This window comes from Streptomyces maremycinicus, from assembly GCF_001184025.1.
In the GTDB taxonomy this organism is placed as follows: Bacteria; Actinomycetota; Actinomycetes; order Streptomycetales; family Streptomycetaceae; genus Streptomyces; species Streptomyces maremycinicus.
Window position 1 is genome coordinate 238,574 of the sequence record NZ_BBYG01000010.1, and the last position, 14,904, is coordinate 253,477.

A 14,904-nucleotide genomic window follows, 5' to 3' on the forward strand; every position below is an offset into this window, starting at 1 on the left:
GGCTCAGCTCGCCTCCGCGGCCTGCAGACTCGTCACGACGTACTCGACGAGCCGTCCGACGGTCAGCCCGATGATCTCGTCGAACTCCATGTCGGCCAGGAACTCCGCGAAGTTGACGCGCTCGCCGTACCGCTCCTGGAGCAGCCCGGCCAAGGTGACCAGGTCGATGCTCTCCAGCTCCAGGTCGCGGTTGAAGGTGGTCGCCATGCCGATCTCGACGTCGTCGAGGCCGTACTCGTCCCGGAGGAGCCGGGTGAGCATGCCGGTGAGATCGGCCAGCACGGACCACTCGTCGGCGGTGACGGGGGTGCGGGGGGTGGGGGGTGTCATCGGGCGTCGTACTCCTCAGCGGTCGGGTGGCCGGTCGTCCAGGCCACCACGTACGAACGGTCGGGCAGCCGGGGCGGGTTGGCGGCCGGCGCGCAGTACACGGTGTGAGCGCGCTCCAGGCGGCCGGCGACGGTCAGCCGGTCGCCGGCCGGGGCCGCGTCGAGCACCGTGAAGTCCCGCGGCCTGCCGTCGAATCCGGTGCCCTCCGCCTTGGCGACGGCCTCCTTCGCCGTCCAGAAGCGGGTGAACCACAGGGCCTCGGAGTCCGCGGCGCCCGCCGACAGGCGGCGCAGCAGCCGCAGCTCGTCCTCGGCCAGGGCGGCCGCGAAGGTCTGCGGGGTGCGGTCGGTCACCTCCTCGATGTCGATGCCCGGGCCGGGGCCCGGCGTGTGCGGCCGGACGATAGCGACGGCCGCCTCCGCGCAGTGCGCCAGCGAGACGTCCAGCGCGGGCAGCACACGGCCGTGCACGCCCGTGACGAGGGGCCGCCCGGCCTCGTCGTTGCGCACCCTCAGCTCGGCCGGGAAGACCGGGCCCTCGCCCTGGTCCCACAGCCACTGCCGTACCGCGTCCTTCACCGCGATCCGGCCCAGCAGCCACTGCCGGCGCCCGCGCGGCGCGTGCTCCGCGTACTGCGAACGCTCCGCGCAGCCCAGGGAGTTGCGCATGATGAGCTCGCGGGAGGCCAGGTCCGGCCACCGCTCGTGCAGCAGCTGCCAGCCGCCCGGACGGGTCTCGGACAGCGTGTGGCGGTCCGGGAAGCGCTCCACCGGCCGGGTCTTCGGGTCGTTGTCGAACCGGCGGTCCTGCCAGCCGTACAGCTCCGCCCGCACCGTGCCCCCGGCCGTCAGCTGGACGTCGGCCTCCAGGAAGGCGTCGGTGAGCGAGGTGATCCGCACCAGACAGCCCACCTCGGTCCCCGGCGCCGGATGCGGTCCGTGGAAGCGCATCTCCCGCATCCCCACCGGGAACACCACGGTCCGCTCGGTACGGGTCGCCATGATCCAGTAGCCGAGGATCTGGCCGACGTTGTCCAGCAGCGCGCCGGGTGCGGGCGGGGTGGTGATCACCCCGCGGATGTGCCGGTCGCCGATCGCGGTGAGTTCGGTGACGCCCTGGAACGCCGGGCCGTGGAACATCCAGCGTTCGTCGTAGAGCTGGGCGGCGGTGTGGTCCGGGGTGCGTTCGGCGCCGGGGCCGGTGGGCCAGGGGGCGGGCGGCGGCGGGTGGGCGGCGGCCAGTTCGACGGTGGCGCGGGCCCGGGGGCCGAAGGAGACGGCCAGCCGGCCCGGGCCCTCAGGTGTCACGGTCACCGGCACGTCGACGGCCGGGGTGGCGGTCAGCCATTCCTCGAACCGGGCGCCGTGCACGGCGACCGGCACCGTGCCCGGAGCCGCCTCCCGGGACGCGTCCACCGCCGCGTCCAGGATGTGCCGCACGATCGTCGTCGCGGGGACGACCGGCCACCGGTCGGCGACCTCGGGCCAGCCGGGCCGCTGCGGGAAGAAGCAGTGGTCCAGCAGGTAGGGCATGGTGTCGGGGGAGACATGGACGCTGGTGTGCCACGGGCCGGTGCGCGGCGCGGTCGCGGGCGCGCCGGCCCTCGCGGTCAGCAGCGCGGTCGCGGTGTCCGCCGTCTCGTGCAGCAGGGCGGACAGTTCGGCGGCCATCGGCGAACCCTCGGCGAGCGCGTCCAGCGGTGACGGCCCGCCAGGGCCTGCCGCGCGGGCGGGGGCGCGCAGCTCGGCCCGCAGCGCGGTCAGCCGCTGCGGCGCGAGGGACACCAGGGCGCCGCCCAGATCCAGCCGAACCGGCGGCCGTGCCGCCGCCCGCGGGGCCGCGGCCGTACCCCGGGAGGGCGCGGGCGTGAGGGCGGGCGCCACGGCGGCTCCCGCCGTCCACAGGGCGGTGGCCACCCGGCGGAGCTGGGCGAGGCCCGTGCGGTGGGGCGAGTTGGCGGCGACCACGAGGTGGTCCCGGGTGCCCAGGGTGTCCCCGACGAGCGAGCCGAGCCGGCCCGGGCCGACCTGGACGTACACCCGGTGTCCGGCCGCGTGCAGCGCCTCGGTCAGCTGCCGGAAACGGACGGGTTCCAGCAGATGGCGGACGAACAGGGACCGTATCCCCGCCTCGTCCCCGGGGAAGGGCGCGGCGGTCGTCCCGGACCAGACGGGGGTGTGCGGCGGACACAGCCGGAACCGGTCGGCGGCCTCCTTGATCGGGCCGAGGTGCGGTTCCAGCATCGGTGTGTGGAAGCCCGACCGGAACGGCAGCACCTGACCGAGGACGCCGCGGGCGCGGAAGGCCCGGACGAACTCCTCCACCGCCGCCTCGGGACCGCAGACCATCGACTGGCCGGGCGCGTTGTCGTGGGAGAGCACCAGGCCCGCCGCGGCCCCGCCCCCGTCCCGCAGGGCGGCCAGGACCCGTTCGGCGGACGCGCCGATCGCACCGAAGGCCAGCCCCGCGACCGACACCGTGTCCGGGTCGAAGTCCGCCATGAACGCGTCGACCTCGTCCCCGGAGTACAGCCCGGCCGTCGCCATCGCCGTCCACTCGCCCACGCTGTGCCCGGCGACCGCGTCGGGCACGATCCCGCAGCGCCGCAGCGCGGCGTCGAGCAGCCGGCCGACGGCGACCACCCCGAAACCGTGCCGGCCCACGTCACCGGTCCCGTCCCCGGCGACCGGCGGGGCGGGCAGGCCGAAGTGGGCGGCCACGTCGTCGACCCGCGGAGCGAAGTCGCCCTCCAGACCGGGGAACAGGAACGCGGTCCCGCCCCCGCCGGCGCCCAGCAGGGGACCGGGCCGGAACCAGACGTCACCACGGCCGTGCCAGGCACGCTCCTTGGCGACCGCGCGGCGGGCCAGCGCGAGCCGCTTCGCGGTCGGGTCGACGATGCCGAGACGGGCCGGTCCCGCGTCCGGGTGCGGATGCGAGGGGGCGAGCCCGGCGGCCCGTACGGTGTCGTCGGCGGCGTCCAGGAGGGCGGCGAGGCGCGCGGGCGAACCGGCGGCGAGCAGCAGCACCCGCTCGGGTTCGGTGACCGCCACGACCGGACGGGACGGCGCGCCCGCGCGTGACCCGTGGGCTCCCGGGGCCTCCTCCAGCACCACGTGCGCGTTGATCCCGCCGAACCCGAAGGCGTTCACGGCGGCCCGGCGCACGGGCTGCCGTTCGGTGCTCTCCCAGTCGGCGGCCTTCTCCAGGGTGCGGAACCGGGTGCGGGCCAGGGCGGGGTGCGGGTCGTCGCAGTGCAGCGTCGGGAGCAGTGTGCCGTGGTGGAGGGCGAGCGCGGCCTTGACCATGCCCGCCACCCCGGCGGCGGGCATGGTGTGCCCGATCATCGACTTGACCGAACCGAGCACGGCTTCACCGTCGCCGGGGCCGAACACCTCCGCGAGAGTGGCCAGTTCGGCCTCGTCGCCCGCCGGGGTGGCGGTGCCGTGCGCCTCCAGCAGACCGAGCGAACCGGGCTCGGCCGGGTCGAGCCCGGCGGCCCGCCACGCCTGCCGGACGGCCTGTGCCTGACCGCCCGGATCGGGGTTGACGAGCCCGGCGGCCCGGCCGTCACTGGCGACCCCGGTGCCCCTGATCACCGCGTAGATGCGGTCGCCGTCGCGCTCGGCGTCGGCCAGCCGCTTCAGGACGACGACGCCGGTGCCCTCGCCGATCAGGATGCCGTCGGCGTCCCGGTGGAAGGGACGGCTGCGCTGGCTGGGGGAGAGCGCGCGGAGCTGGGAGAAGACGCTCCACAGCGTGATGTCGTGGCAGTGGTGGACGCCTCCCGCGAGCATCAGGTCGCAGCGCCCTGAGCCGAGTTCGCCCACCGCCTGGTCCACGGCGACCAGCGAGGACGCGCAGGCCGCGTCCACGGTGTACGCGGGACCGCGCAGGTCCAGCCGGTTGGCGATCCGGGAGGCGGCGAGGTTGGGCACCAGGCCGATCGCCGACTCGGGGCTGTCCGGACCGAGCCGCTCGGTGAACGCCGCACGCACCCGGCCCAGTTGGTCGGCGTTCAGGTCGGGCAGCAACTCGCCCAGTGTGCGCACCAGTTGCCCGGCCGTCCGGACCCGCTGGTCGAGCCGGACCAGCCCGGGACCGAGGTAGCCGCCCCGGCCGAGGACGACACCGACCCGCCCTCGGTCGGGCAGGCGGTCCGGGCCGCCCGCGTCGTCCAGCGCGGCCGAGGCCACATGCAGCGCGATCAGCTGGTCCGGCTCGGTCCCGGCCACCGAGTGGGGCATGATCCCGAACCGGGTCACCTCCACCTCCGCCAGCGCGTCCACGAACCCGCCCCGGCGCGCGTACACCCGGTCCGCGACGGCCGGTCCGGACGCGGTGCCGGGCCGGTAGAACTCGGCGTCCCAGCGCCCCTCGGGCACCTCGCCGATCGCGTCCACGCCGTCCCGCAGGTTCCGCCAGTACGCGTCCAGGTCACCGGCGCCCGGCAGCAGGACCGCCATGCCGACGACGGCGACGGGCCGCTGACGTGCCGCCACGGTGGCCGTCACCAGCCCGGGGCGGTGTGGACGACGGCCGTGGCGGACTCCTCGCCCCAGGCCAGCTCCCGCAGCAGCGCCGCCGTCCCCTCCTCGGGATCGATCAGCCGGATGCCGCGCCGGGCGTACTCCCGGGCCAGCTCCACCCCCACCATGCCGGCGTGGCCGGCCGCGGGCGCCCACGGCCCCCAGTGCACGGTCAGCGCGCGGTGCCCGGTGCGGGCGGCGAAGGCGGCGCCGAGGGTCTCCAGCGCGTCGTTGGCGGCCGCGTAGTCCACCTGGCCCCGGTTGCCCAGGACGGCCGACACCGAGCCGAACAGCACGGTGAACACCGGTGCGGCGGAGAGCTCCTCCAGCGCGGTGAGCAGGGCGTCCGCGCCGGTCGCCTTGGTGCCGTAGACCCGCTGGAAGGACTCGGCGGTCTTCTCCGCGACGAGCCGGTCCTCGATCACCCCGGCCGCGTGCACCACGCCGTCCAGCCGGCCGTGCTCGGCGTGGATCTCCTTCACCGCCTGGAGCACCGCCCCGGGGTCCCGGAAGTCGACGCAGCGGTAGCGGGCCCGGCTGCCGAGCGCCGTGAGTTCGGCGAGCGTGGCGGCGATCTCCCGCTGGGCCAGCAGGAGTTCGGCGGCCCGGTTGATCTCCGCGGGCGTCGCCCCGCCGCGCGCGGCGAGCGCGGCCCGCAGCTCCGCCGGGGTGCGGGCGGCCGCGGTGTCCGGGGCCTCGGGGCCGTCCGGGGCGGGGGTCCGGCCGAGCAGCTCCAGCCGGCAACGGGCGGCACGGGCGAGCGCGGCGGCGCACTGCGCGGTGATACCCCGTCCCCCGCCCGCGAGCAGCACCACCGAGTCCCGGTCCAGGCCGAGCGCGGCCGCCTCGGCGGCGCCGTCCCCGGCCGGTCCGGCGCCGGTGCTGCCGAGCGCGCCGAGCGGCGCCTCCACCAGCTCGAAACCGTGCCGGCCGGCCGCCGTCCGCCACACCACCGGGGTGCGGTCCGGCGCGACGGCCTCCGCGACCACGGCGTCCGCGACGGCGGACGGCGAGGCGTCCCAGAGGTCCACGACCCGGGCGATCAGTTCCGGATACTCGCGGGCCACCGTCCGGAACAGACCGCGCAGTCCGGCGGTCCTGGCGTCGGGTGTCCCGCCGTCGGCGGACCGTACGGCCAGCAGCCGGCGCGGGCCGCGCGCCAGGGCCGCCTTCAGGACGGGAAACGCGTCCGGCAGGACGGCGCTGTCGTCGGGGCGGTCGAGGGCGCCGAGGTACAGCACGCCGTCCACCGGCCCGTCCGCCTCGGTCAGGAGGTGGTCCCGGGCCCGTACGGTGACCTCGGCGCCGTGGGACGCCAGCCGGGCGGCCACCTCGGGGGCCTCGCCCAGGAGGGTCCAGCGGGTGCCGGAGAGCGTGGTGGAGGGGGCGGCGGAAGCGTCGGTCCCGGCGTCGAGCAGGACCGGCCGCAGCACATGCCGCCGGGGCGGCTCGCCGGTCACCTCCCGCGCGGCCCGCACGGACGCCCCGGGCTGCGCGGCCCCCACCGTCGCGTCGGGCCCGGCGGTGGGAGCCGGGATCGGAGCGGGCTCGGTGGTGGCGGCGGGCTCGGTGATGGCGGCGGGCGGGGCGGGCGGGGTGGCCGACGATCCTCCCAGCCGGGCGGTCAGCCAGTCGGTGACCGCTGCGGCCGTACGCGCCTTCGCCAGTTCCTCCAGTTCGTCGTCGTCCATCGACGTGAGGTCCGCGCCGGCGCCGGAGCCCAGGCGCGCGGCCAGCTCGCCCGCGATCTCGGCCCGCTTGATGGAGTCGATGCTGAGGTCGGCCTCCAGGTCGAGGTCGGGCTCGATCATGTCGACGGGGTAGCCGGTGCGCTCACTGATGATCTCCAGGACGACCTGCCCCACGTCGACGGGCCCGGTCGCCCGCGACGCGCCGGGAGCCTCGGCGGGCTCCGCCGTGACGGCGGCCACCACCGGTTGCTCCGCGGGGAGTCGGGGCACCGCCGGGATCACCTGCGGCACCGCCGCCACGGGCGGAGCGGGCGATGCGCCGGGGGCGGCTCCGAAGTAGGTGAGCAGGACGTCCCGTTGGGCGGCGATCATCTCCCGGCTGGTGCGCAGGAACTCGGAGACGAGCGCGTCCCGGTCGGACGGGCTGCCGTGCGGGGGGTTCGTCGCCACAGTCGGCACAGTCCTCTCGAATGGTTCCACGACGCGTCGGGCCGGTGCGAGCGCACCGGGAAGGAGGGCGCCCGCGGCCGTGCGGACCAGCTGTCCGTCGACCGTCCAGCCGGGCCGCTTCGGGACGGGGGTCCGTACCGCGTCGACCGCGTCCCGGCCGCGCAGCAGCCACCCGGCACGCACCGGCAGGCCCGCGACGGCGAGTTGGGCCAGCGCGTCGAGCCAGTCGCCCAGACCACCGCCCGGGCGTGGCTCGCAGGCCACCGCGCGGTGCGGACGGTCACCGAGGATCTGCCCGACCAGCCGGGTCAGCACCGACCCGGGACCGGCCTCGACGAAGACCCGCGCGCCCGCCGCGTACATCGCCTCGATCTGCTCGGTGAAGGCGACCGGCGCGCCGATCTGGGCGGCGAGCCCGTCCCGTACCCCGTCCGCGTCGGCGGGGTAGGGCGCGGCCGTGCGGTTGGACCACACGGGGAACTCGGGCGCGTGCACCGGGCGGGCCGCGAGCGCCTCGGCGAACCGGTCGGCGGCACCGGCGACCAGCGGGCTGTGGAAGGCGCAGGCCACGGGGATCCGCTTGGCCCCGAGCCCGGCCCCGCGCAGCAGACGGACGGTCTCGGCGACGGCGTCCGAGGGTCCCGAGAGCACCGTCTGCTCGGGCGAGTTGCGGTTGGCGACGACCACGGAACCCGGCGCCCCCACCGCCGTGAGAACCCGCGCCACCTTCTCGGCCCCGGCCGAGACGGCCGCCATGGACCCGGGATCGGCACCCGCGGACGCGGGATCGGCACCGGCGGACGCGGCGGCCCCGGTGGAGTCGGCCGCGTCGGCCGTCGCGGCTCCCGCGCCCCCGGTCGGTCCCGCCGCACCTGCCGCCTCGAGGATCGCCGCCGCCCGTTCCGCGCTCAGGTCCAGCAGGGTCTCGGGGCTCAGCGCGCCGGCCGCGCAGAGGGCGACCAGCTCGCCGTAGCTGTGTCCGGCGGCCATGTCCGGCCGCACGCCGGCCGCGGTGAGCACGGCGTGCGCGGCGAGCCCGGCGACGCCGAGGGCGGGCTGCGCCACCCGGGTGTCGGTCAGCGCGGCCTGCTGACGGTCGCGTACCGCGTCGTCGAAGGCGGCCGGCGGGTACAGGGCGTCGGCGTGGGCGCGGCCGAGCTCCAGGTAGGGCCGCAGCTCGGGAAAGGTGACGAACAGGTCGGCGAGCATGCCGGTGCGCTGGCTGCCCTGGCCGGGAAAGAGGAACGCGGTCTTGGAGTCCCCGGGGCCGTCCTGCGGGACCTCCGGTCCGGCCCGGTGGATCCCGCGCGCCGGATCCTGCGCGGCCGGATCGGCCGACACCCGCCGCAACTTGCCGACCAGGTCGTCCACGTCCGTCGCGACGACCGCGACCTGCGCCGGATCACCGCTCGCGTCCGACCGCCGCGCGGCGCCGAGGGCCAGGTCCCGCAACCGCCAGGGCCGGCCCTCGGCCTCCGCGGCCGCGAGGAGTTCGTCCACCGCACGGCCGGCCGCGGCGGCGTCCCGGCCACGGAAGACGAACAGTTCGGCCGGCCAGGCGTCGGTGCCCCGCACCGGCGGCACACCGCGGGCGTGGGCGCGCAGCACCACATGGAAGTTGGTGCCGCCGAAGCCGAACGCGCTGACCCCGGCGACGCGTTCCCCGGCGGGCGCCGCCCAGGGCCGGGCCCGTGCGTGGAAGGCGAAGGGGCTGCTCGCCGGGTCCCAGGCCGCGTTGGGGGCCTCGACGTGCAGCGTGGGCGGCCGCACGCCCGTGTGCAGGGCCAGCAGTGTCTTGATCAGTCCCGCGAGTCCGGCGGCGCACTTGGTGTGCCCGATCTGCGACTTCACCGAGCCGATCGCACAGCCGCCCGGTGCCGCCCCGGCCTCGGTGAACACCTCGCTGAGGATGCGCAGTTCGGTGCGGTCGCCGACCACCGTCCCGGTGCCGTGCGCCTCCACGAGCCCGACCTCGGCCGGGGACACGCCCGCGTTGCGGTAGGCCCGTTCCAGGGCCGAGCGCTGACCCTCGGGCCTGGGGGCCGTCAGACCGAGCGAGCGGCCGTCGCTGGAGGAGCCGAGGCCCTTGATCACGCCGTAGATCCGGTCCCCGTCGCGCTCGGCGTCCGCCAGCCGTTTGAGGACGACGCAGGCCACGCCCTCGCCGAGCGCGATGCCGTCCGCCGAACCGTCGAAGGCGCGGGAGCGGCCGGTCGGGGACAGGGCGTGCACGGAGGAGAAGAGGACGTAGTCGTTGATGCCGTTGTGCAGGTCGGCGCCGCCGCAGAGCACCACGTCCGAGGTGCCGCCGACGAGTTCCTTGCAGGCGACGTCCACCGCCGCCAGCGAGGAGGCGCAGGCCGCGTCGACGGTGTAGTTGGCGCCGCCGAGGTCGAGCCGGTTGGCGATCCGCCCGGAGATGACGTTGGCGAGCATGCCGGGGAAGGAGTCCTCGGTGAGCCGCGGGAGCTGGTCGTCCAGTCCCGCCGGGACGCTGCCGTAGTACGAGGGGAGCACCGCCCTCAGCGTCGCCGCGTTCGACAGGTCGCTGCCGGCCTCCGCGCCGAACACCACCGAGGTGCGGGAGCGGTCGAACTCCCGCTCCCCCTCGCCGTATCCGGCGTCCTCCAGGGCCCGCCGGGCCGCCTCCAGGGACAGCAGCTGGACCGGCTCGACGCTGCCCAGCGAGGTGGGCGGGATGCCGTACCGCAGCGGGTCGAAGGGGATGCGGGGCAGGAAGCCGCCCCATTTCGAGGGCGTCGACCCGCCGTGGTGCACGGCCGGGTCCCAGCGGTCGGCCGGCACCTCGCCGACCGCGTCCACGCCCCCGACCACGTTCGCCCAGAAGGTGGGCAGGTCGGGCGCCTGCGGGAACATGCACGCCATGCCGACGACGGCGATGTCGAGCGGGGCCGGGGCGACCGGTTCCGGGACCTTGTCCTCCTGGCTCAACTCGGCCGCGCGCAGGGCGAGATGCTCGATCGCACCGGTCGTCACCGACGCGTGCAGCGCCGCGATCGTGGTGGTCGCCGAGCGCAGCACCGCCACCTCCCCGGCCATGAACATCCCCTCGGCGAGCTGGCGTTGCTCGTCGACGGGAGTGAGGGAGCCGTCGGTGTCCCGGGTCACGCCCTTGCTCGCGAGGCGCAGCCGGCCGACGTTGAGCCGTTCCAGGGCCTCCCAGATGTGCCGGTCCCCCGCACCCTCGGCCCGCAGCCGGGCCTCCTCGTCGCGGTAGCCGGCGGCGAACGGGCTCGGCACACAGCGGGTGGCGTGTCCCGGAGCCGACTCCAGGAGCGTGGTGCGCTCGGCGGCCATGACCTGCCGCTGGAAGAGCGGCCGGATGGCGCCGCGGGACACGGCCTCCTCGGTGAACAGGTACGCGGTGCCCATCAGCACGCCGACGGCCGCTCCGCGCGCGGTCAGCGGCGCGGCGAGGGCGGCGACCATCGCCGCCGACCGCTCGTCGTGCACTCCACCCGCGAAGAACACCTCCACGTCCTCGGCCCCGTGCACCGCCGACCAGTCCTCCAGGACGGCGAGTTGGCCCTCCCACAGCGGGAAGCTGCCACGCGGTCCGACGTGCCCGCCGCACTCCGAGCCCTCGAACACGAACCGGCGCGCCCCGGCCTCCAGGAACTGCCGCAGCAGCCCCGGCGACGGCACGTGCAGGAAGGTCCGGATGCCGTCCCGCTCCAGCGCCCGCGCCTGGGACGGCCGGCCGCCCGCGATGATCGCGTGCGTCGGCCGCAGCTCCCGTACCGCCTCCAGCTGCGCCGCGCGCACGTCCTCCGGTGCGAAGCCGAGCACGCCCACGCCCCAGGGCCGGCCGGCCACCGCGTCCCGGGTCTCGGCGAGCATCGTCCGGGCCCGCGCGCCGTCCGCCAACGCCAGGGCGAGGAAGGGCAGCGCGCCCTCGGCCGCCACCGCCGCGGCGAACGCGGGCCCGTCGCTCACCCTGGTCATCGGCCCCTGGGCGAGCGGGAGCCGGGTGCCCAGCGCCCGGCTCATGGGCGACCCGGCCCCGAGCGCCCGCACGGCCGTGTCGTCGCGCACGGCGTCCAGGACCGCGTCCCGCAGCGCCCGCAGGGTCCTGCGCACATCACCCCGGCGCTCGGCGAACCGCGCGGCGAGGAAGCCGTCCTGGCCCACCGGGAGCAGCCGGCCTCGGGGATCCCGTGCGCCCAGCAGCGCCGCCACCGTGTGCGGCTCCGCGCCCTCCACGAGCCGCGGGGCGTCCGGGCCCCGCCGCGGCAGGACCCGGTGGCCGGCCAGGACCACGGTCTCCGAGCCGTCCAGGGTGCGTAGTTGCGCGGCGGCGGGTTCGGGCAGCGCCGACTCGGCGAGCAGCGCGAGCTGGCTGTCCAGGACGACGCCCGCCGCGCCGCCGGCCACCGCGGCGGCGGCCGTGCGCGGGCCGATGCCGCCGCACGCCCACACCGGCGCGCTCACCTCGGGTGCGGCGAGGAGCTGCTGGAGCAGGACGAAGGTGCTCAGTTCGCCGATCCGGCCGCCGCTCTCGGCGCCGCGGGCGATCAGGCCGTGCGCCCCGGCGCGTAACGCGTCCCGCGCGCCCGCCAGGTCGGTGACCTCGACCAGCACGCGATAGCGCGCGGCGAGACCGGCGACGGACCAGGGCGTCTCGTCGCCCGCCGGGACCTTCGCGGTCCCGAGCGCCTCGGTGGTGAGGACGACGGTGTGCGGGCCGTCGGGCCCCAGCTCGGCAGGGGCGAGCCGGCAGTGTGGGCCGACCCGGACCCCGAAGCCGCCCGGCGCGTCGCGGCGCAGCCGGGACAGGGCCTCGCGGGCTCTTCGGTCACCGGATCCCAGGTCGAGGACGCCGAGCCCGCCGGCCCGGTCGATCGCCAGGGCGAGCCCGGCATCGGGTTCGCCGAAGGGAGTGATGCCGATGATCATGTCCTCGGAACGCACAGCAGACGTCATGATTCTCCGAATCAAGGGTGAGACTGCACGGTGGGGGGTTCGGGACAGCAATGGCGGCTCACCGGATTCCCGCGGGCAGAGATCCACCGCGGAACGCCGTTCTCTAGCGCGTGCTCGAAACGCGTTGAAAGGTAGTGCGGTTGTTACTCACTGGTCAACGTTCGAACGATCGGCCGGTAAACAGCCGCAGCGATTCGGTCAGTCGCGCGTGACGGGCCAGGGCGTAGGAAATCGGATGAATTCCTTTCGGTTCCGGCCCGGTTCACCCTCCACTCACACCCCGGAAACACGGCCGACCGCAGGAAATGGGTTCCTCTGGACCGCTTGTCCGAATCGCCACACGCATTCCCGGCGTCGGCCGGACGGCGGGGAAAATTCTGTGTGTCGGTCCTGGAGTGACGGGAAAGGTTTGTGCTTCCGACGGTGCGGGAGTCGTCCTGTGAGACGGTCTTGACGCCCGGGCGGCCGCCCGCGAAGACTGGCACGACCGCGGAGTCGAGCCGGTCCTCGGGAGGTCGTCGACCGGCTTGACTGCGTGGTCCTTCTCCTCCCGCAGGGGAGGCCGGGGCCGCTACACGCTGTAGCCCCCGTCCACGCCCAGGGCCTGCCCCGTGATGAAGCCGGCCCGGTCCGAGGCGAGGAAGGACACCGCCTCCGCGATGTCCGCCGCCTCCCCGAACCGGCGCAGCGGGATGTTCCGCCGGGTGACCGCGAGCGCCCCCTCGTCCAGTTCGCCCGACTCGATCAGCCGGCCCGCGATGCCGTCCGTGAGCATGCCGGGCGCGACACAGTTGACGCGGACCCCGTAGCGCCCCTCCTCGGCGGCCAGCGCGCGGGCGACCGCCTCGACCGCTCCCTTCGCCCCCGAGGACAGTCCGTCGCGCACCGGGAAGCGCCGGGTGGCGACGGTGGTGACCGCCACGATGCTGCCCCGGCTCCGGCGCAGGACGGGCAGCGCGGGATGCGCCAGATTGAAGAACGCCACCGCGTCCGCCTCGAGTTGGGCCCGGTACTCGCCCGGTGTCACCCGGCTCAGATGCCGCATCGGCACATGCGGACCGGCCGCGTACACGAGCGTGTGGATGCTTCCGTACGCCTCGGCCGTCGCGGTCACGGCCCGGGCCGTCGCCGCCTCGTCGGTCAGGTCCAGCCGGAGCGGTACGAGTCCCGCCGTGCCGTCGGCGAGCGCCTCGGCCGCCTCCCGCCGGGCCCGGTAGGTGAACACCACCGCGCTGCCGCGTGCCGCCAGTGTCCGTACGACCGCCGCGCCGATGCCGCCCGTTCCGCCCGCGACGAACGCCACCCCCCGCCGGCCGGAGAAGTCCTCCATGTCCCACCGTCCTCCCTGCCCCGGCGCCGTGGCGCCCCGGCCCGGCCGCACCGTCCCGGCCATGACGACGACACCTTCCTCGGGTACTCCAGCATGTAGCCGCATCCGCCGAAGAGTTGAAGACGTCTCGGTGCCCAGGATCCTGGCGGTGGCGGTGGCGGTGGCGGTGGCGGTGGCGGTGGCGGTGGCCCCGGCGCCGGGGCCGGGTCCGGTCCCGTGGCAGGGTGGCGGGGCGGCGGGACGGTCGGCGACGGGTCCGGGGGGAGGGGGCCCGGGGAGGGGGCCGGGGGAGCGAGCCGGGGAGCCGGAAGGCGCACGGGCGGGCGGAGCGGCGGAGACCTGCGGTGCCGAGGGCCGTTCGGGTCCGGAGGGACGGCGGCCGGAGTGTTGCCCCCGTCGCCGGTGTGAAGATCAGCCCATAGTGCCCATATGACCCGTACCCGTACGGCGCTGCTGTGCGCCGCCGCCCTCCTCGCCTCCACCGTCCAGACGGCGGCCGCGGCCACGGCCGACCCCGGTCACCACGACCGGGCCTGCGCCGCCACCCGGAACCCGCAGGGCCGGGCGCGCCAGGTCCTCGACCTCGTCCGCAAGGCCCGCGAGGAACTCGATCTCAAGGCCGCCCTGGTCAAGGTCACGATCGACGGGCACGAACTCGTCACCGGCGCGGTCGGCGAGTCCATGACCGACGTGCCCGCGACGCCCGCCATGCACTTCCGGACCGGCTCGGTCGGCATCGCCTTCATGGGCACCGTGCTGCTCCAACTCGTCGAGGAGGGCAAGGCGAAGCTCGACGACCCGGTCTCCCGCTGGCTGCCCGACCTGCCGCACGGCGACAGGATCACCCTGCGGATGCTCGGCGACTCGACCTCGGGCCTGCACGACTACGTCACCGACCCGGTCTTCCTGAAGAAGCTCTACGCCGACCCCTGGCAGCACTGGACCCCCGAGGAGGTCGTCGGGATCTCCCTCAGTCACCCCCTCTGGTACGAGCCGGGCACCAACTGGAGCTACTCGCACGCCAACTTCGTCCTCCTCGGGCGCGCCTTGGAGAAGATCTCCGGCACCCCCCTGGAACACCTCCTGCGGCAGCGTGTCATCAAGCCGCTCGACCTGCGCAACACCCGCAGCAACGACACCGCGGTCATCCCGCGGCCGGTGCTGCACGCGTACGACGAGGAGCGCGGCACCTACGAGGAGTCCACCTACTTCAACCCCTCCTGGACCACCGCGCCCGGGGCCGTCCTGACCCAGGACATCTGTGACCTGGCCCGCTCCGGACAGGGGATCGGCTCGGGTGAACTGCTCTCCAAGCGCTCCTTCCGCACCCAGCTGAACCCGGGCACGGTCGGTCTCGGACACGCCACGGCCACCTGTCCCGCCACGGTCTGCCTGCCGATGACCGAGGACTTCCACTTCGGTGTCGGCGTGGTCGTGGTGAACGGCTGGGTGGTGCAGAACCCGTCCTTCTTCGGCTACGCGGCCGTGATGGCGTACGAGCCGCACAAGCGGCTGTCCATCGCGGTGTCCACCACCGTGGGCGAGGACGCCCCGGCCGGCAACAACTCCCAGACGATCACCGAGCGGATCGCGAAGCTGCTCGACCCGGAGCACCCGCTGGCCCGCTGAC

5 protein-coding genes are annotated in these 14,904 nt (G+C 75.6%); 1 reads left to right on the top strand and 4 read right to left on the bottom strand.

Going from position 1 to position 14,904, the window contains the following annotated elements; genetic code table 11:
* Positions 1–3: 3 nt before the first annotated feature.
* The 4 genes from AOQ37_RS08695 to AOQ37_RS08710 all read right to left on the bottom strand — a co-directional run bounded on the left by AOQ37_RS08695 (position 4) and on the right by AOQ37_RS08710 (position 13,274).
* Positions 4–330: an acyl carrier protein gene (locus AOQ37_RS08695; RefSeq protein WP_062642924.1), complete on the bottom strand. Its 327-nt coding sequence runs from the start codon at positions 328–330 to the stop codon at positions 4–6.
* A complete protein-coding gene (locus AOQ37_RS08700; RefSeq protein ID WP_062643564.1) occupies positions 327–4,796 on the bottom strand; it encodes a type I polyketide synthase in 4,470 nt (1,489 codons plus the stop codon). The genes AOQ37_RS08695 and AOQ37_RS08700 overlap by 4 nt, the downstream gene beginning before the upstream one ends.
* 44 nt (positions 4,797–4,840) lie before the next feature.
* Positions 4,841–11,944 carry a type I polyketide synthase gene (locus AOQ37_RS08705; RefSeq protein WP_062642926.1) on the bottom strand — a complete coding sequence of 2,368 codons (7,104 nt, stop codon included), beginning with the start codon at positions 11,942–11,944 and terminating at the stop codon, positions 4,841–4,843.
* Positions 11,945–12,515: 571 nt separating this feature from the next.
* Entirely contained in the window at positions 12,516–13,274 is a 759-nt protein-coding gene (locus AOQ37_RS08710) for an SDR family NAD(P)-dependent oxidoreductase (protein WP_062642929.1), read from the bottom strand.
* A 429-nt stretch (positions 13,275–13,703) separates the two neighbouring features.
* On the opposite strand from AOQ37_RS08710, the gene AOQ37_RS08715 reads away from it, so the two are divergent.
* On the top strand, positions 13,704–14,903 hold the full coding sequence (locus AOQ37_RS08715; protein WP_062642932.1) for a serine hydrolase domain-containing protein: 1,200 nt from the start codon (positions 13,704–13,706) through the stop codon (positions 14,901–14,903).
* The last annotated feature ends 1 nt before the right edge of the window (position 14,904 follow it).

Bases quoted from the DNA above. Each gene is read 5' to 3' on its own strand.
- AOQ37_RS08700 (WP_062643564.1), bottom strand. From the start codon at position 4,796: ATGGCGGTCCTGCTGCCGGGCGCCGGTGACCTGGACGCGTACTGGCGG.
- AOQ37_RS08715 (WP_062642932.1), top strand. From the start codon at position 13,704: ATGACCCGTACCCGTACGGCGCTGCTGTGCGCCGCCGCCCTCCTCGCC.
- AOQ37_RS08705 (WP_062642926.1), bottom strand. From the start codon at position 11,944: ATGACGTCTGCTGTGCGTTCCGAGGACATGATCATCGGCATCACTCCC.
- AOQ37_RS08695 (WP_062642924.1), bottom strand. From the start codon at position 330: ATGACACCCCCCACCCCCCGCACCCCCGTCACCGCCGACGAGTGGTCC.
- AOQ37_RS08710 (WP_062642929.1), bottom strand. From the start codon at position 13,274: ATGGAGGACTTCTCCGGCCGGCGGGGGGTGGCGTTCGTCGCGGGCGGA.